This is a genomic window from Paenibacillus sp. Marseille-Q9583, from assembly GCF_976954365.1.
In genome coordinates this window covers 53,711-72,194 of the sequence record NZ_CDRJTB010000029.1, presented here as the reverse complement: position 1 = coordinate 72,194, position 18,484 = coordinate 53,711, and the positions used below count along the sequence as shown (strand labels likewise).

12 protein-coding genes are annotated in these 18,484 nt (G+C 42.2%); 2 read left to right on the top strand and 10 right to left on the bottom strand.

Annotation, left to right across the window (positions count from 1 at the left end; all coding sequences use genetic code 11):
- Positions 1–263 precede the first annotated feature (263 nt).
- The 4 genes from ACWNM1_RS15110 to ACWNM1_RS15095 all read right to left on the bottom strand — a co-directional run bounded on the left by ACWNM1_RS15110 (position 264) and on the right by ACWNM1_RS15095 (position 9,305).
- Positions 264–572, bottom strand: a complete 309-nt coding sequence (locus tag ACWNM1_RS15110) for a hypothetical protein (protein WP_042190413.1) — start codon at positions 570–572, stop codon at positions 264–266.
- A 119-nt stretch (positions 573–691) separates the two neighbouring features.
- A complete protein-coding gene (locus tag ACWNM1_RS15105) occupies positions 692–1,351 on the bottom strand; it encodes a helix-turn-helix domain-containing protein (RefSeq protein ID WP_042190416.1) in 660 nt (219 codons plus the stop codon).
- A gap of 487 nt (positions 1,352–1,838) precedes the next feature.
- Positions 1,839–8,276, bottom strand: coding sequence for a phosphodiester glycosidase family protein (locus ACWNM1_RS15100; RefSeq protein ID WP_449601558.1), 6,438 nt, complete (start codon positions 8,274–8,276; stop codon positions 1,839–1,841).
- A gap of 117 nt (positions 8,277–8,393) precedes the next feature.
- Positions 8,394–9,305, bottom strand: a complete 912-nt coding sequence (locus ACWNM1_RS15095) for a LysR family transcriptional regulator (protein ID WP_149646761.1) — start codon at positions 9,303–9,305, stop codon at positions 8,394–8,396.
- Positions 9,306–9,468: 163 nt separating this feature from the next.
- Between ACWNM1_RS15095 and ACWNM1_RS15090 the strand changes: the two genes are divergently transcribed.
- On the top strand, positions 9,469–10,218 hold the full coding sequence (locus ACWNM1_RS15090) for an SDR family NAD(P)-dependent oxidoreductase (protein WP_449601557.1): 750 nt from the start codon (positions 9,469–9,471) through the stop codon (positions 10,216–10,218).
- A 59-nt stretch (positions 10,219–10,277) separates the two neighbouring features.
- On the opposite strand, the gene ACWNM1_RS15085 is transcribed toward ACWNM1_RS15090, so the two are convergent.
- Together ACWNM1_RS15085 and ACWNM1_RS15080 are read right to left on the bottom strand one after the other, a co-directional pair.
- Positions 10,278–10,568 carry a MazG nucleotide pyrophosphohydrolase domain-containing protein gene (locus tag ACWNM1_RS15085; RefSeq protein ID WP_042190426.1) on the bottom strand — a complete coding sequence of 97 codons (291 nt, stop codon included), beginning with the start codon at positions 10,566–10,568 and terminating at the stop codon, positions 10,278–10,280.
- 310 nt (positions 10,569–10,878) lie between these two features.
- Positions 10,879–11,364 (bottom strand): hypothetical protein, encoded by a 486-nt coding sequence (locus ACWNM1_RS15080; protein WP_449601556.1) that lies wholly within the window; start codon positions 11,362–11,364, stop codon positions 10,879–10,881.
- Between the two features lie 311 nt (positions 11,365–11,675).
- On the opposite strand from ACWNM1_RS15080, the gene ACWNM1_RS15075 reads away from it, so the two are divergent.
- Positions 11,676–13,418: an ABC-F family ATP-binding cassette domain-containing protein gene (locus tag ACWNM1_RS15075; RefSeq protein ID WP_449601555.1), complete on the top strand. Its 1,743-nt coding sequence runs from the start codon at positions 11,676–11,678 to the stop codon at positions 13,416–13,418.
- A 110-nt stretch (positions 13,419–13,528) separates the two neighbouring features.
- On the opposite strand, the gene ACWNM1_RS15070 is transcribed toward ACWNM1_RS15075, so the two are convergent.
- The 4 genes from ACWNM1_RS15070 to recN all read right to left on the bottom strand — a co-directional run bounded on the left by ACWNM1_RS15070 (position 13,529) and on the right by recN (position 18,426).
- Positions 13,529–14,122 carry a hypothetical protein gene (locus ACWNM1_RS15070; RefSeq protein WP_449601554.1) on the bottom strand — a complete coding sequence of 198 codons (594 nt, stop codon included), beginning with the start codon at positions 14,120–14,122 and terminating at the stop codon, positions 13,529–13,531.
- Between the two features lie 310 nt (positions 14,123–14,432).
- Positions 14,433–15,248: a sporulation transcription factor Spo0A gene (gene spo0A / locus ACWNM1_RS15065; RefSeq protein ID WP_042129795.1), complete on the bottom strand. Its 816-nt coding sequence runs from the start codon at positions 15,246–15,248 to the stop codon at positions 14,433–14,435.
- A gap of 199 nt (positions 15,249–15,447) precedes the next feature.
- Positions 15,448–16,560 (bottom strand): SpoIVB peptidase, encoded by a 1,113-nt coding sequence (gene spoIVB / locus ACWNM1_RS15060; RefSeq protein ID WP_449601560.1) that lies wholly within the window; start codon positions 16,558–16,560, stop codon positions 15,448–15,450.
- Positions 16,561–16,698: 138 nt separating this feature from the next.
- On the bottom strand, positions 16,699–18,426 hold the full coding sequence (recN, locus tag ACWNM1_RS15055; protein WP_449601553.1) for a DNA repair protein RecN: 1,728 nt from the start codon (positions 18,424–18,426) through the stop codon (positions 16,699–16,701).
- Positions 18,427–18,484 lie beyond the last annotated feature (58 nt).

Below are 18,484 nucleotides of genomic sequence, written 5' to 3'. Positions count from 1 at the left end.
CACAAGCTTTACCAGATTTCATAGAGATTGTTAGAGAGATCTTAGACAGTAGAGATCTCATACAAACTAAAAAATCATAACATCCCCATACAAAAATTAATTCGAAAATTATGACATAATTATATAACTTCCTATGGCTTCACTGCGAGTGTTCTCTAGATTGTCTTCATGTTAACATCATCAACATAAAGAAGGTAGAGCCTCCTGAAGGCCCTACCTTCTTTATGTTCAGTAAGGACTACTCCCTGAAATAGAGTAATCTTCTACTCCGTAATTTCCGTTTTAAATACATTTTCCAATTTTCCGCCAAGTCTTTTCTTCAAAGGAACTTTAATATCTCTACCCAGCTCTTTGAAAAATGTTTCTACATCGCATTTCACATTTTGTGCAGTAGCAATTACAGCGCCATCACCAACAATATTTTGATTCTCTTCAAGAGGAACATCAACTTCGATATCATACTTTTTGGATAATGTCTTGATGTATCGTGCGAAGATCTCCAGCAATTCCTCGTTATTAAAATTCTCTATAGCGACTTTTCCCTTGCTGGTAAACTTCATGTTAATTTTCATTATTAATATCCCCTTTTCTGTCAAACCATTTTTAGTTGTTAGTTTATGGATCAAGATGAATAGATGGCTGCAAGAAAGGGCAACATTATTCATTTTTGAGATCATTTATGAAACATACATTATTTATAAGCACCCTTTATCTGTTGTACTTTAAATTGCGTAAATTCTTTGAGCGCTTGTATGACCTGATCCTGTTCTTCTTCCTTCAGCTCATAAACGCACTCCCGTAACCACTCGCCAAATAGAAAGGCTTGACGCCCTTTCCGAGGGCTCTTTCTTAAGGAGTCGAGGCAACCCTCAAACTTATCGTTCAGGACGTCGGTAAGATTGTATTTCTCAATCTTCTCTATTACCATTCCTGCCCCATATTCCGTTTCATAAACTATGACTTCATTAGAATCAAAGGAAACGTAAGATGTTTCTTTACCTTCCTTTGCCCTGAATTCCTTAAGCTTGTTAAATGCCGTCTCATAAATGTAGTCCTGAGACTGTTTAAGCTGTGGCAGCTCATAACCATGCTTTAAGGTCTTGATATATTCAATATCTGGCATATAGTCTGCCAAATGATACATCCGATTCTTCAGATCTGTTCCAAGTGCTTCGATGATCTTGTCCAGATTGTCTTTTAGCGGAATACTCTCTCCACGCTCGATCTTGCTAAGCTGTGAGTAACTTATGCCGCTCTTTTCTTCCAGTCCTCTTAAGGTTAACCCTCTCGTCTTTCTGATGTGCCGAATGAAATTACCCAGCTCATCGGGATAGTTCTCAAAATCATTCATGGGAGTCACCTCCCTACTATCATAACACAACATAACAATTTGTGTTGGCTTATAACAATTAATACTAGTAATTAGTTGCCTCTGAAGGGTGATTCTCAGTACCAAAAACCCAATATAATACTACATTTCCAAAAGATTGGAGAAGATTTGATACTCATCTACCAGGCTCTGGATTGTAATCGTTGGTTGGCAATTACAGCGTATCGGACCGAGAAGACCTTATTAAGCTGATTTATGCCATTTCACTCAGCTATTGGACTCAGATGCAACTGTTCATTAAAATATACTACGGTTCGGTGCAAAAGTATGACAATAAGAGTTGTGATGTCCGAAAACTTGGAAAAAGAGACCAAAAAGTTGAAATAGCTGCAATACAGTCCCTAACGATCCCAGACCATCTACTGTCTGCGAACCATTGTGTGCTTCCAGCTAATCCAATTTGTAAAAAAAACAGCCAGTCCCAACAACCTGGAACTGGCCATAATCGTTACTCCATAACACTCAACAGATTGAGGATCATCTGTGCACTTTCGGCACGTGTGCCGTTTTGCTTCGGAGCAAATTGCTCTACAGCACGTCCCTGCATCAATCCAAGTCTGTACACCTCGCTGATAGCCTCTTGAGCCCATTGTGGTGCAGTGCCAATATCATTAAATGCTGAAACGTTAAGACTAGCTACAGATACGCTGTTCTTGGCGTATGCATATGCACGAGCCAGCATCGCTGACATCTCTTGACGAGAGATCCTGGCATCCGGTTCAAACAGTAAAGCGGTCTGACCGTTAACAATTCCAGCTTGTTTTGCTAACCCTACTGCTTCTGCATACCATTTATCAGCAGGTACATCAGGGAAACCAGCTCCTGCCTGACCTTTTAAACCAAGCGCACGGACTAACATCGCTGCAAACTCCGCACGTGTAACCGCACGGTTTGGATCAAAACGATCCACAGCTACCCCCTGTACAAGCTGTTTTGCCGCAAGCTGCTTCACAGCAAGGTAAGCCCAGTGATCCGGCTTCAGATCATTGAATGTTTTGTCATATTCTAATACAACGTATTTACTAAAATGACTGACAGCAGCAGATAGATAACCATTCATCCATGTACTGCTCATATACTCTAACTTACCAGCATCATCCATAAAATAAATACCCAGTAAGCTTTGCTCTACAGTCGCACCGACCTTATATGAAATCGTGATCGGCTCTGCAAACTGTCTTAATGAGAAGGACTGGCCATTTTCTGTGAGGATGCTGAGCGACCAATCTCGCAGATCACTTTTCGCTCTCAATTGTGCTCCAGCTAGTGTACCTGCACGATCTAACAGATCCACGGCTGTATTACTAGCTAACGTGTTCAACCGTAGTGAAATCGTACTCTTGGCAAGAGCTTCAGCTGAGATTACCTTACTCAGTTCAGCCAGTACTGTAGCAGGAAGCGTAACGGTTAAATCCTGCATAACCACTCTAAGCGGTGCGCGTCCAAGTAGCTCTGCAGCATTGCCTGGTAAAAGCAACTCCGTAACCGCTCCGTCAACAGAAACCACAACTTCACCTTGAGCATTCTTGTTCTCTGACAGTTGAGAGGCTGTTATGGTTACTACACCCGCTTGTGCAGATGCCGACGGAGTCGATGTTGCAGTCGGCGTTGCTGTCACCGCAGGTCCCGGCACCCAGCCTCCTGGTGTTGGCCCTGGGCTTGGTGTTGGTTCCGGTGTTGGCCCTGGGCTTGGTGTCGGAGTCGTACCTGGCGTGCTCTCAGTCACTTTCAAAATATATTCAGTGCTGAACCCCTTATAAACAGCGCTGACTTTTGTTATACCAGCACTCAATGCATGAAGCTTCCCATTCTCACTAATCATTGCAATGGAATGATCAGATGTATCATACCTTACGCCCTCGACCAATTCTTGCTTGCTTCCGTCACTATATACCGCCTGAACAACAACGGAGCCTTTATTTCCTTGTTCCAGCGAATCCGGCCCTTTTATCGTTATTTCTGTAAGAATAGGAGCCTCATCATTTGTTACGACGAGACTATACTCCGAGGCGAACTCCCTGTAGGTTACTGAGATCACAGTAGAGCCTTCCTGATGAGCCTGGACCAAGCCCTGTTCATTGATTGTAGCAATATGCTCATTCGAGCTGGAATAATGAAGTCCATCCAATATTGGAATTCGTTTACCGGATGCATAGACAGCTTCGGTGACAGTCTGGTCGACCTCTGCTGGTTTAAGTTGTCCTTTGCCCTGAAGCTTAATCGCTTGCAGCGCATCTACAGTTATCTTACTTTCCGCAAAAATATTCGGGTAACCTGCCACTGTGACTCTCACCTTAGCTGTCCCTGATTTTAGCGCTGTAACCAAGCCATTTCCATCTACGGTAACTACTGATTCTGCCCTATCAGGAACGATGGACCAAAGTTTTGTCAGATGATTAGCCTCATCCGGCACTACCTTAGCTTGCAATTGCAGACTAGCACCAGGCTCAAGCTCAACAGCTGTTTGATCCAGCGTAATGGATTTTGGAACAAAATTTCCGATCACTAAACGGTCAATTTCTACACCGTCTACCGTTCTTGCCGTAACCGTAATCTCGTTCTTCCCAATCTCAACAGCCGTATAGATTTGCTCATCTTCGTCATATATTTTTTCCTGCCAAAAACGTGGCGTCAGCGCATAGAACTTAGGACCGGAGGAACCGCCGATAACATATCGTGTGCCTTCGCCTTCTGCTACCTGCTTACCATCCTTCATTGGAAAAGTTCGCAAGTAAATATGATCATGACCGTTCATCACTAGATCCACATTATGCTTATCGAACACCGGCACCCACTTTGCTTGCACCTGTTCATTCGAATAGATGCTGCCATAGGGCCCTTGATGGAAAAAAATCACCTTCCACTTTTTATCTGTAGCGGATAGATCCTGATCCAGCCACTCTGCCTGTTCAGTGAACGGAGCACCTGAATGCTCTGTATTCATAACCACAAAATGTGTATCCTGAATGTCAAAAGAATAATTCGTACCTTTTACGCTCGCCGCACCGTTTTGCGGGTTATTGAATTGCGCCAGGTAATCCCCATCGCCATTGGTTCCCATCACTTCATGGTTCCCAATAATCGGAACAAGCGTGGTATTCATCAACTGCTTTTGGGCTGCATCAAACCACCAGTTCCATTGCTCTTGTTCAAAGCCTTTATCCACCATATCTCCAGCGTGGACCAGCATTTCAGCATCCGGCATATAGGCAAAAGCAGCCTCAATCGTATTGCCCCAAAGACCAAATCCCGCTTTAGAATCTGCTTGAGAATCTCCGATAAACAGGAATTTTGTAGAAGCGCTCTCCCCTCCGCTTGTAACGAAGATTCCTTGCTCACTTACATTTGACTCCCCATCCCCCACACGATATACATATTCGGTTCCAGGGATAAGCCCTACTGCTTCCGCTTTATGGACTCGCATCGTTCCATCATTGTTGGTGTTGTAAATTGAACTGTTGCCGGTAATTTTTCTTACATTCACGGCTTGAAAGCTTGTGAACTCTGCTTTTTCCACAAGTTCTACTACAGTATTCACGGTTAGCGGTTCTGTCTGCCAAGTAAACTGGCGAGAAGTCGCCGCATCCTGGCCCATCGTAACATTAACATTACGCGGGGCAGCAGTACCGTCATATGGAGCTACCTTGAACATCATTACAGGACTATAGGTATTTCCTTTTACCGCCTGCAATTTAAAAGTTCCTTCTGCTGAAGTGACAAGGCCAGTAGTAAGTGTCCCACTTCCCCCTGAAGTTGCGCCTTGTACTTCCAATCCATCGAAAAGCAGTTTCGCACCTTCAACAACACTTCCATTCAGATCTTTTACCACAAAAGACGCATCAAAGCCCTTCGCAAGATCATAATGGTTCCAAGTGAGCATCAACTGTGTCTTTACAACAGATTCAACAGCCGCTCCAATAAAAGAAATAGGAACCCCGGTACCTTCTGTCGAAGTTACAGATCCGGATGTATTTTCAATTACAAAAGGTTTGCTTGTATCCCCAGCGAGCTGCTCCTGAGTAAAGGGACCCACATAATCATTTCGAACCGTATATTGAATTTGTCCGATGAGATCCGTATCTCGTAGATTGGAGGAATTGATATTCGTTAGGTTAAGACGCACAGTGCCCAAAGCTGGATCAATGATTGACTCCATTTGCGTTTCTGATACCTTATCCCCACGAATTACCTGCAAATCTTTAACTGCAGCCGGATTAAAAGCAAACGTAATATTTCCTTCCTTCAGCTTGCCCGCTTTCTCAGCCGTTACGTCCAAAGTGTAAGTGTTCCCGGCATAAACGGCTTCTGGTGTATTGTACACATAGAATGGAGAGCCCAAATTCACTGTGAAATACCATTCTTTTATCGTCTGGTTACCGCTCAAATCGCGAATGGCAACTTTTACTTTATGACGGCCTTCTGTGAGCGGAACCTTTGGTTTATAGGTGATTTGACCTTTTGGAGGATAAAAGCCATGCTCCACTAATTGATCGTCCACATACACTCGTGTTTTGTCCGGATCGATTAAGGTCGTTCCCGGATGCACCACAGGATCATAACCATCATCCTCACCATTGACGGAAAGGGTCGGCGTAGCTGTTTTGATAATTTCGTTCACGCCAGGATAGGCATCTTTAAGCACAGGAGGTGTTCTATCCTCCTCTATCGGACCATAAATGGCACGAATATCATCAACGTAAATTGCACCTGCGCTCTTGTTAAGATTGCTTGTCTCCATATAGCGAACAGGCATATCCATCGTTAACGGGGTGGCTTTCCCCTTAGGCACGGATACTTCGACGTATTTCCAACCTTTCCAGTTCACACCATTTACCTGATCGGTAAAATCCACGGGCACTGCCGCATTATTGCCATCACGAATTTGTCCCCGCAGCCAGTGCTTTTTGCCATCTCCGTAGATCCACATACTGATTTTCTCAGGATACCCCGGAATCTGAATCCGATTGGCAGTTGAGCTTGCGGCTAAATAAGCACCCGATGTGCCTGTTTTATTAACAAAATCATATTCCAGCTTTAAGGCTTTATCCCCATTACGGACAAAATCCTGATCCGTCACTTCCTGAATCGTCACACTGTTAGCTGCTGCACTGGAGGCAATATAATTATCAATGCCATTCTCAAAATCCTCCAGCATTACAGGCGTTAACCCTACATTTACTTCAAAAGCGGTCTGGGCGTCCCCGTACTTAGCATAAATCTTCCCGTTCTTCCCGTTTTCACTCGTCGCTTGAAACAGACCTTTCTCATCTACAGTTCCGATCTCGCCCTCAACCCGCCATTCAAAACTATGGTTGTCGGCTTGAATTACCTGTCCATTACGTAGCGCCTTCACAGTTAATTGCGCAGCAGCACCTGAAGAATAAGTTTTGATCTCATCAGGAAACCTAAGGTCTGTGAGCTTATCCACGACTTCGATTTCCCCACTGCCTTTGACTGCCCCCGCCTCTACAAGTACCGTTCCTGTGCCGGCAGTGGTTCCTGCGGTGAAGACTCCGTTCGCATCGACAGTACCAAGGTCAGCGTCCACCTGCCAATTCAGCGTACCCGAATAAGGTGCCGGATGGCCGTTCTCGTCCACTCCTGCTGCTTTGAACATAAAGCTGGAGCCCTGCAAAATACGTTCCGCATTCGGCTGCACAACCAGCTTAGAAGCTGTAGATTGCTCTGGGGCTGTGTTGACGACCAGCAAACCGTTGCCGGTTTTACGTTCATAGCCATCAGAGCCCTGATTCATCATTTTGACACCAGATGCACCCGGCATTCTGGCCACAAAAGTAGAAGAGCCGCCACCATCCAGATTCATGGCGTTCACTACGCCCATATCCTTCAGAATGTAGCCAAGCTCATCCGTATCTACACCTTCGCTAAAACCTGGAGATCTTCCATCCACTTCGAATAGAACGAGACTTCCGTCCGCTTTTGTCCCAATGGCTGTACGTGGATGAATTCCTAAAGGCCCTATACCTTGTTGAACTACTCCGTCTTTTACCAGCGGTCCTTCGCCGCCAATGGCTACCTTCACATCATTCCATTCTCCGCTAAGCACAAAGGTCGCAGTAACGTTATCGCCAACCGATAACCCCTGCAGAACAGCACGAGACGTTCCGTTAGCAGACAAAACTACTTTTCCTTTTGTAAGCTGCGTATTGCCTTGATTGTTGCGAATCTCAGATACCTTCAACTTCAAGGTCTGACCGCTCTTCACTTCTCCCTCCACAATATCTAGAACAACCTCGTCACCCTCATTGGTCGACTTTGTAGTTGTATTATAATCTTCCGTATAAAGAACCAGCTCATTCGTATTTCGATAACGGTTGATGCTGGTTAGATTAGTTGTTTTTCCATTAATCGTTACGTTCTTGGTCAGCTTCGGCACCCCATAAATCGAGCTGCCATCTTCTTTTAAACCGAAAGTAAAAGCTGAAATTGAACTGTTCAGGATTACACCATCATCCATAAATAATCCATTTGGAACACCCGTAGCAAAACCGGAGATTTCATAGAAATCACCGTTAATCCCTGCGATCACTCGGTTTCCAGGCGAATCCGCATAAGCGGCCATTTCTGTAACACCCTTCATACCGTATACCTTTCCATCCTTCGTACCTGCCCGCAGTTCTAAATGGCCTTGCCCTGGGTTGAACTCCACTGCATGTATCTTTTGTAAACCACGTTCATTCTGAAGATCCATCCAGGTGTACATCGCCCCAGGTGCAAGCTCTGTTTGCCGTACATCAATAACGGTTCCGTAGTTTGTTGCTGGTAAATCAGAAATGGAAGCGTGAACAAATACTCCCGGCTGCAACAACGAAATCAACAAAACAAAAATAACTGCCACATTAATTTGCCTTAGATACCTTCTCACTGTGTTGACATCCTCCCCACTTGGCTGTCCTAATAACGATCTGAGCTTGGACAACATCATAGGGTTTATATTAACTAGGAAGCGTAAAGGTTAGATAAAATTTACCAAGGCATACTGTTAACTTCTTCTAATCCCTTCCTCAAATTCATGTTTCAACCTGTTGATAAATCTTCTGACCGTTTTCGATCCTTGTTTAGAAGCTGAAACAATGGACCCCGGAGTATTATGATCTGGTGATCGTAGCTCGATCGTCTTCATGATCTTCTGAGAACCCTCAAATGTTTTTAGAAAAGAATAATCCATCCCAATCGTGATCGCGAGTCCTGACGCAACTGCATTATCAATGGCACGGGTGTTATTGCTTGTAAAAAGAATATTCATTGGCCCAACTTTCAGTAAATAACGCTCCACAAAGTCCTGTATGTAATGATCATCGTATAAAACCAACGTCTGGCCTACTAACTGTTCGGGCGTAATTATTGTATTTAAAGCTAGTGGTGATTGAGGATGTACGCCTACAACAATCTTACCTTCCATTAATTCCTCGAATACGACCCCTTTATGTTTCTCTGATAAGCCCTCTGGCGAGACCATCAGTCCGATATCCATTTCATCCTGAAGCACATTATCCAGAATTTCTTTAGGTCCCTTTTCAAAAATCTCTATTTTCACATTTGGAAAATCCGCTTTAAAACCGGATATGACCTTCACAATTAGATGCATGGGTCCCGGAATCGTAGCAATCTTCAAATGACCACTAAGCGCATCGCTGTAGATCTGTGCTTCAGCTTTTAATTCATTTACTTTCATCAAGACTTCATTTGCTTTGCTGATAATGGCTTGTCCCTCTGCTGTGGGAACTGCTCGTTGGCCTCGTGAACGAATGAACAAAGTAACTCCAAGCTCTGCTTCCAGCAGTGTTATGGACTGGCTTATGGCAGACAGGGTGATATGACGATTCTGAGCAGCTTTGGTTAGTGAACCAATTTTTGCGACTTCTACGATATTCTCGCATTGCTCTAAATTCATTTGAATCACTCCCTAAGTTAATATTTACTTAACATCTATTAAATTTACTTAAATTTTAATTAATTTAGACAAGTGCTACAATGTAAATAAGTTAGTAAATAACCTTTTCACCTTATGAACCTATATTTCTAGTATAACTATATTTCTCGAGGAGGAGTCCCAAATGACAGACAAAAGAGTAGCCGTAATTACAGGTGGAGCCAGTGGAATCGGGAAACAAACCGCATTTAAATTTGCAAGTAAAGGTGATCAAGTGGTCGTTGCCGATTTCAATCAACAATTAGGTGAAGAAACGGTCGCACAGATTATCAAGGATGGTGGCGAAGCTATTTTCGTCAAAACGGATGTTTCAAAATACGAAGAGGTAGAAGCACTGGTTGAGAAAACCGTTGCCACATATGGAAGAATTGACGTTATGTTCAACAATGCCGGGATCGGCCGCGTCACTCCTGTACTAGACCAAGACCTTAAGGATTATCATAGTGTTATTAATGTCAATCAGCACGGTGTTGCCCACGGTATTATCGCAGCAGGTAAAAAGATGCGTGAGCTCAGCATTAAAGGGGTCATTATCAATACAGCTTCTGTATTTGGATTCCTAGCTTCCCCAGGTACATTCGCATATCACGCCTCCAAAGGTGCGGTCATTATGATGACTAAATCCGCAGCACTTGAAATGTCCGTTCATGGCATCCGCGTGCTTGCCGTTGCTCCAGGCGCTGTAGATACGCCAATTATCCAAGGATATAAAGATCAAGGAATGGTCGACCAGATGAAGAGCAAAGTAATGGGTAACAAATTAACATTGCCTGAACAAGTTGCAGACACTGTATACTTACTCTCCTTGCCAGAAGCTAGTGCAATTAACGGTAGTGTTGTAATGGCTGATGAAGGTTATGCTTCATTTAAATAAAAAATTTAGATCAAAAAATCCAAGGCTTCCCGAGCGGGATGTCCTTGGATTTTTTTGTATTACTCCCATGATCTCTGTTCATTGATTTCCAGCTTACGTTTAAATGCCTGCTCTAGATCAATATCCAGTTTATTGGCCAGATCAAAAATATTCCACACCACGTCGTACATCTCAAATCCCAAGTTTTCTTTCTTCTCTGCACCGGGGTCGAAGGATACGGATAACACCTCTTTGGACAATTCCCCCACCTCAGTCATTAAGTACAGCATTCTCTGCTCAATGGAGCTCGTGTCAAAACCTTTGGTTTCACTGAACTTCTTCACATACTGTTGAAACTCAGATGTATTCATTTCGTTACGCCTCGCTTTTAGGGTATAAAGTTATGTAGTTTATAAAAACGATGTCATGCGATTAGCCTAGCTCATTCCTTTATTATCATCCATTTGTTCGAAGAAAACAAACTCTCCCGTCATTACAAAAAAACGATTCTTCAGATCATTGAAGAATCGCTAAGAAAATTTATTTACTTGTTACTGTTTCAGCCACTATCTACGCCTATGTCGGACATTTCACTCGGCGTTAATCCGCAAGTGCACGGCCAATTTCATCGTCGAACGTGCCGCATCAGTAACGGCGGGACTCTTCATCATTATTCATTTATTATTCGCCGAGCTGCTCCTTGAGCTGCGCAATTTCTGTTTCCATGAAGGCAACACGTTTATTCAACTCGGCGATATAGTTTCTTTGAGCCTCTTGGTCTGCTGCGCTTGTGAGGTCGGCCGCAGTAGTTTCCGCCAGTTGGATGGCTTCCTTGAGAACTTGAACGCTTGATTCTGCCCCTGCTAATCTTTCCCGGAGTTTAGCCGCTGCAATACTTGCTTTCAGCGCCTTCTCAGTCTCCTTACTCTCCAATATTATCGTCTTTCCTTCAACCGTCAGCCCTGCTCCTGTCGCTTCGGACATCGTGCGCACAGGTACGTAGGCCGAGTTATTTACTACAATCGCATCTGCAATCTTCTTTCCGGCTTGTTTTATAGTATACATTCCGGAAACTTTAGCGCCAATTAAAGACGAGCTTGCTGCGAATCCTATTGAACCACCAAGTAACAGCGCCGCTGCTACAATCCCTACTATTTTCTTCTTCATATCTACGAACCTCCTGAGCTTATTATCCTTCCAATTATAACCAATATATTCGTAACATGAAAGATATACTAAGAGACTCTGCCACAGCCAACTCAACTACTGGCCATATGTAATCTAGCTATAAAACGCCATCTGGACAGGCGTGATCCAATTGTTCTAAGTTGGATTTTTCGATTTCACGAACAACTTTAATTCGAAATGATTGATGTTAGCTGTAAACAGTGTTACTCTATCAACGGTAAACTCAAAATCTATGATCTTCAATCCTTCTATTCATATTCACTAATTTAGTTATAAAGAAAGGTAATACTATGATAAAAGTTGATAACTTATCCTTCGCATTTCCGCAAAAAGAACTATATAAAAACATTTCATTTACGTTAGAAGAAGCACAACATTGCGCTTTTATAGGAACAAGTGGCAGTGGTAAAAGTACACTGATCGATATACTGATGGATCCAGAAAAATATTTGTTCGAAGGCAAGCTAGAGATGGACCCAACCTGCAAAATTGGGTATGTAAGTCAGTTTTCGCAACTAGACAAATCTAAAGAAACAACCGTTTTTGAATATATAGGAGAAGAATTTATTAAGATTCAGAATGAAATAACAGCTATTCTCACTGAGATGGAAACATCCTCAGATATTGATTCATTACTCGAAAAGTATCAATTAGCTCTAGATGCCTTTGATTTAATGGATGGAAATGATTTTGAAAGCAATATTAATAAGAAACTAAATTTAGCCAACCTTTTGAAACTAAAAGATGCTAGGGTATCTGACCTAAGTGGTGGGGAATTCAAGCTTATTCAAGTGATGAAGGAAATGCTGACTAGTCCAGACTTAATGATTATGGATGAGCCCGATGTATTTTTAGATTTTGAAAACCTAAATGCACTTAAAAATCTTATTAATGCTCACAAAGGAATACTGCTAGTTGTTACGCATAACCGTTATCTATTGAATCATTGTTTTAACAAAATTATACACCTTGAAAACATGGAGATCCAAGAGTTCGATGGGCGATATATTGAGTATAACTTCTCATTACTTCAGACGAAAATTGAGTTACAAGAAATCGCTGTCGCTGAACAAGAAGAAATTGAGAGATACGACGACATTATAGATAATCTTAGAGCGATCGCAACCTATAATTCAGAAGCATCTAGAGGGAGAGCGTTAAAAGCTAGGGTTAAGTTTCAAGAAAGATTGGAAGCGCGAAAAATTAAAGCGCCATTCGTTGATATTAAGCAACCGAAAATCAGTTTTGGTGTGGACAATGAAATAGAAGGAGACATCACTGTTTTAAATGTGAATAATTATAGTGTTTCCTTTGATGAGTTGATTTTAGAAAATGTTAACTTTGAGATGAAACCTACAGATAAAGTAGCCCTTATCGGTCCAAACGGTACCGGGAAAACGACTTTACTCCGAGATATCTTTAAAAATAATCATGATTCAATTGAAATAAATGCTGATATTAAAGTGGCTTATCTTTCTCAGCTTCAAGACGAAGTACTAAAGGATTCTAATACCATACTAGAAGACTTCATCGATGCTGGGTTTGCAACTTATGACGAGATTAGAGCACATCTTTCAAACTATGGCTTTGAAGGAGAAATTCTTAATCAAAAGATAGAATCTTTATCTGGTGGCGAAAAAAATATACTGCAATTGGCAAAAGTTTCTGCTAGCAGAGCAAACTTATTGCTTCTTGATGAACCGACAAGCCATTTGGACACCTATACACAAATCGCACTGGAGAAAGCCATTGAAGACTATAAAGGTGCGATTCTCATGATTTCTCATGATTTCTATTCTGTAGTAAATGGTATGGATTATGTATTAATCATTGACGATAAGACGATTAGAAAAATGAGTATGCGAAAATTCAGAAAGATGATTTATGCCAATCATTTTGATAAAGATTATTTAGAAAATGAACAAAATAAAAAAGCAGTTGAAATGAAAATAGAATTAGCTTTAAAAGACAATAATTTTGAACTTGCAAAAGGTATGGTTGACGAGCTAGAAGAGCTGATTAAGCTGCTTTAAACTACAACCCTCTGGTGGGAAAATGTATATAAAAAAGACACTGATGATTAAGATCTCAGTGTCTTTTTACTGCATTGATTTGATACGGGCATTTTCAGAATCGCATTCATTTAATCAGAAATTTTTTTAAGCTCAAAAATAGTTGCCTCTGATAACAAGATAAGCCTATCGTTATTAACAACAAAAAAACTTAAAGGTATTCCAAGGTTTGTAGAAGGGTCACTTATATTTATTACTTTTAATAAATCATTTATATTTAAGTCTGGGATATCTATTTTATATAATCTATAAAAAGAGTCAGAGTTATAACATGTCGCTGTAATCTCATATAATGGTTTTTTTAGTTCATATTGATAAACACTATAGTTTTTAAGTCCTTTGGATGAGAAAAAGTCTTTTTTGATGATAATTTCATCACCAATAATTTTTTGTCCTGTTGGATATTCAGAAGCATCATTATATGAATTTGCAAATCCTAAAAGCTTCTCAACTTTCCAAGTTCCATAGAAATATTTTTCAGTTTCACTATCCAAATTTTTACTTTCCTGAGCACAATATACGGATGTATTTTTTGGAATAATAGACTCATCCGAATCAGGTTTAGGCTCACTAGAAGTATTTGGATTTGATGTCATTTCAACTTTTCCACATGCCGATGCTAGCATCAATATCAACATTATACAAATCAATAATATTTTTTTCACATTTCACACTCCCAATATTTCTTCAAGTTCATATGTCTCCTTATAGATAAAATATTTGTTTTATCAGATGCTAGATAATCTCTATAATCAACTCTATTGAAGAAAGTTAACTCTGAAATTCAAAAAAATCATAAACAAACACTCCTCCATTGGATTTAACGAACCCAATAAAGGAGTGAAATTTATACATATACAAGTAAGAAATTGATTGGCTTTAAATTACCCAAAAAGAAGTTTATAGGAAAATCGTTTTAGCCTAAACACCTTCCAGCAACCCACAATCCCTTACCACGCACTGCCCCTAACCCTTTCAACTAACCTTATGCTCAATCCGCAGCTTGTCGGCTACCATGGCAATAAATTCCGAGTTAGTAGGCTTAGATTTGGAGATATTAATGGTGTAGCCGAATAAATGGCTGATGGAGTCGATGTTGCCACGGGTCCAAGCCACTTCAATCGCATGGCGAATCGCACGTTCTACGCGTGAAGGCGTGGTCTTGAATTTCTCTGCTATGGCTGGATAAAGTGTTTTTGTAATCGCACCAAGGATCTCGATATTGTTATATACCATGGTGATCGCTTCGCGCAGGTACTGATAGCCCTTGATATGTGCTGGAACACCGATTTCATGGATGATCGAGGTAATGTTAGCATCAAGATTCTTGCCCTTCGTAAGCGGCACTACATTCGATCTGGACGTCGACGAATAGTTGTACATGTTAGAGGATGAGCTCATGCTGCCTTGGACCCCTACAAGCTGACGTACACGATTTGCCAGGACCTCCATATCGAACGGTTTCAAAATATAATAGGATGCACCAAGCTGTACAGCTCTTTGAGTGATGTTCTCCTGACCAAAAGCGGTCAGCATGATGATCTTCGGTTGAGGATTCAGATCCATATCACGCAGACGTTCCAAGACACCCAGACCGTCTAAATGTGGCATGATGATATCAAGAATAAGGACATCGGGAACTTTGCGTGCTTCGCTTAGCATTTGAAGCACTTCTTCACCATTGTAGGCGATACCCGTTACCGTCATATCTTCTTGTTCAGAAATGTATTCGGAAAGCAAATTCGTAAACTCCCTGTTATCATCGGCCAACAACACTTCAATATTCTGCACTGGCTGCTTCCTCCTTAATTATATCTGCTATTCGAAAATAACATTTTTTTCTTGTCCCTTAACATTTTCGACATGGAGATCGAATTCCCTTCTGTCGAAAATTATTTTTCTTTATTTTTTTTCTGGCATGGATTATAATTAAATATTTTATTTCAAAGTTCGATGATCTTCGTAATCCTTCGACAAAAAAATCTTAAGGCTAAACCGCCTTAAGATTTAATGGATACCTATTCTCCTGTAGGGTTACACCAGAATCCTTAAGCATCCATTCGATGAAGCAACCGTAGCCGGATTTAGGATCATTTACAAACACATGAGTTACAGCACCGATAAGCCGTCCATTTTGAACGATTGGACTTCCGCTCATCCCTTGAACGATACCACCTGTCTTATCGATCAGTCGCGGATCTGTGATACGAATGACCATACCCTTTGTCGCCGGCGTCTGCTGATGTGCTACATGAATGATCTCAACCTTAAATCGTTCTACCTGCTGCCCATCTACAACGGTAAGAATTTCAGCTGGACCTTCCTTGACTTGATTGCTCATTGCCACAGGAATAGGTTCTTTATAAAGACTATGCTCGGGATTACGACTCATTTTACCGAAGATGCCAAAATCTGTGTTACTCTCCACATTACCAAGCACTTGGCTTTCTTTTAAGAAATGGGCTCGTTTCTCACCCGGATCGCCATCCTGGCTTTTAGAAATCGAAGTTACACTGGACTGAACAATATGACCGCTGCCAACAACAATTGGTGTTCCTGTATTCATGTCCGTAATCACATGTCCTAAAGCTCCATAAACCCCCTGTTTCGGGGCATAAAAAGTTAACGTGCCGACACCCGCTGCAGAATCTCGAATGTACAGGCCTAACCTCCAGACTTTGTCATTAATATCATACGCGGGTTTCAGCTTGGCTGTATGCTCTTTCCCAGCGCGTTTAAAGACAATCGTCAGAGAATTATTCGCTTTTCCAGCACGATCCACAAGCTTGGCCACCTTAGATAACTCGTCCAACTTCTCTCCATCAATGGAGATCATCAAATCACCTGGCACCAAACCGCTGATCTCACCTGGGGAAAGCTTGGATTTCTCGGATACTTCAATCAGATGATGTCCAACAACCAGAACACCTGCTGACTTCACCTTTACTCCGATCGTTTGACCTCCCGGGATCACCTTCAGTTCCGGTTTCATTCCATGCGCAGTCACCTTGGCAGGTTCACTGTTCAGTGGTGCGGCAAAACTTTGGTGGGTTCCCGTTATGCCCGATAAACTAAGAAAGAAGGCAAATAAAAGGCCTGGCATTAACTTCCTGAGGTTAGGCTTCAATGGCTGTCACGCTCCCTTTTGCTTCTTTCGCTTGACGAAAAAGGTGGTCGCCAATTGCGTACCTATAAGATAACCTTGCCCCCAGGCTTTTATTACTGTCAATCATTGTTCCGCTTAGCTTGTTGCAGCCTTACTTGCCTCGGCCAAATTAAGCATTTCCTGCGAATGGTGCAATGTTTTTTCGGTAATTTCCACCCCACCCAGCATTCGGGCCAGCTCCATTACACGTCCATCATTCGAGAGTGATTCCACTTCCGTCATGGTTCTTCCGTCCTCAACCTTTTTGCGGATTAAGTACTGATGATCAGCCATACAAGCCACCTGCGGTAAATGCGTAATGGAGAACACCTGACATGTGGAGGACAGCTTATACAGTTTATCTGCAATGGATTGAGCAGCCCGACCACTAACACCGGTATCTACCTCATCAAAAATCAGAACTGGAATCGCATCATGACGCGCAAAAATACTCTTCATTGCCAACATAATTCGCGACAACTCACCACCCGAGGCAATTTTGCCAAGAGGTCTTAACGGCTCGCCAGGGTTAGGGGAAATCATAAATTCCGCACTGTCGATCCCTTGTCTTGTAAGACGAATACGCCGACCCTTATATTCAACTCCACGTGGGTCCTCCAGCGTGTCTAATTTAACCTGTAGTGAGGTTCTTTCCATCTGAAGATCTTTAAGCTCACTCTCCACTTGCGTGGCTAAATCAGACGCACACAGCTTCCGTGCTTCACTTAATTCAGTAGCTGCTTCCATCAATACAGACAGCAATGCATCGCGTTTGGTCGTCAGTTTCTCCAGATATTCATCTTTATTCTCAAGCAGATCGGTTTCCCGATGGATTTGTTCATAATAAGCCAGAATCTGTTCTACACTATCTCCGTATTTACGGCGGAGTCCGGTAATTAAATCGAGACGATTCTCGATTTCTTCGAGTCGCTGTGGATTGAATTCGATCTCTTCTCGGTAATCACGAAGCTGAAATGCAGCATCCTCTAGTTGATAATAAGAAGATTGCAGCTGCTCAAGCACGGATTTAAGACCCTTTTCATCATAACGAACCGCATCCTCGAGTCTGGAAATAACATTACCTATGGATTCTAAGCCTTGTCTATCGTAGAGAAGCTCATATGCACCGGATACGGAATCCATCATTTTCTCACTGTGGGATAGTTTGACCCGTTCTTCGGCAAGTAATTCATCTTCTCCCGGTTTTAATGCTGCAGATGAAATTTCTTCTAACTGAAAACGGTACAAATCAAGCATTTGATAAGCCTTTTGGCTGGATTCCTGCAGTTCTCGGAGCTCTTTCTCCACTTTCGCAAAGGCTGAATACTTTTCCTGATATACCGCTTTTAGCGGCCCGATAATGGGTTCTCCGTATGTATCTAACAGTCCCAAATGTCGTTCTGCCTTCAATAAGTTTTGGTGTTCATGCTGTCCATGAATATTAACCAGCTGCTCGCCAATTTCACGTAGCATAGTAAGATTGACCATCTGTCCGTTTACACGTGATGTACTTTTACCCTGAGAGGTGAGTTCACGGCGTATTATAAGATGCTCCTCACGCTGAGCCTCAATGCCAAGACGCTCTAAAGTATCCCAGACGGGATGACCGCTTGGGAGGCTGAAGAGCGCTTCCATCTCTGCTTTTTCACAACCGTAACGAATAGAATCCGCGGAGCCGCGCCCTCCGGCAATCAGTCCAAGCGCATCAATAATAATGGATTTTCCTGCCCCAGTCTCCCCTGTGAGCACATGGAAGCCAGGATAAAAATGCACATCTACCGCCTCAACGACGGCTAGATTGCGGATAGACAAGGTTTCTAACACTAATAGAGCACCTCCGAGAAGATGATAAGAATTTGATAGAATGAAATTAATACTTTCT

Coding starts and splice junctions, on each gene's coding strand:
- spoIVB (WP_449601560.1), bottom strand. CDS start 16,560: ATGCCAGGCCTTTTATTTGCCTTCTTTCTTAGTTTATCGGGCATAACG.
- ACWNM1_RS15080 (WP_449601556.1), bottom strand. CDS start 11,364: ATGAAGAAGAAAATAGTAGGGATTGTAGCAGCGGCGCTGTTACTTGGT.
- ACWNM1_RS15085 (WP_042190426.1), bottom strand. CDS start 10,568: ATGAATACATCTGAGTTTCAACAGTATGTGAAGAAGTTCAGTGAAACC.
- ACWNM1_RS15090 (WP_449601557.1), top strand. CDS start 9,469: ATGACAGACAAAAGAGTAGCCGTAATTACAGGTGGAGCCAGTGGAATC.
- ACWNM1_RS15095 (WP_149646761.1), bottom strand. CDS start 9,305: ATGAATTTAGAGCAATGCGAGAATATCGTAGAAGTCGCAAAAATTGGT.
- ACWNM1_RS15110 (WP_042190413.1), bottom strand. CDS start 572: ATGAAAATTAACATGAAGTTTACCAGCAAGGGAAAAGTCGCTATAGAG.
- ACWNM1_RS15075 (WP_449601555.1), top strand. CDS start 11,676: ATGATAAAAGTTGATAACTTATCCTTCGCATTTCCGCAAAAAGAACTA.
- ACWNM1_RS15105 (WP_042190416.1), bottom strand. CDS start 1,351: ATGAATGATTTTGAGAACTATCCCGATGAGCTGGGTAATTTCATTCGG.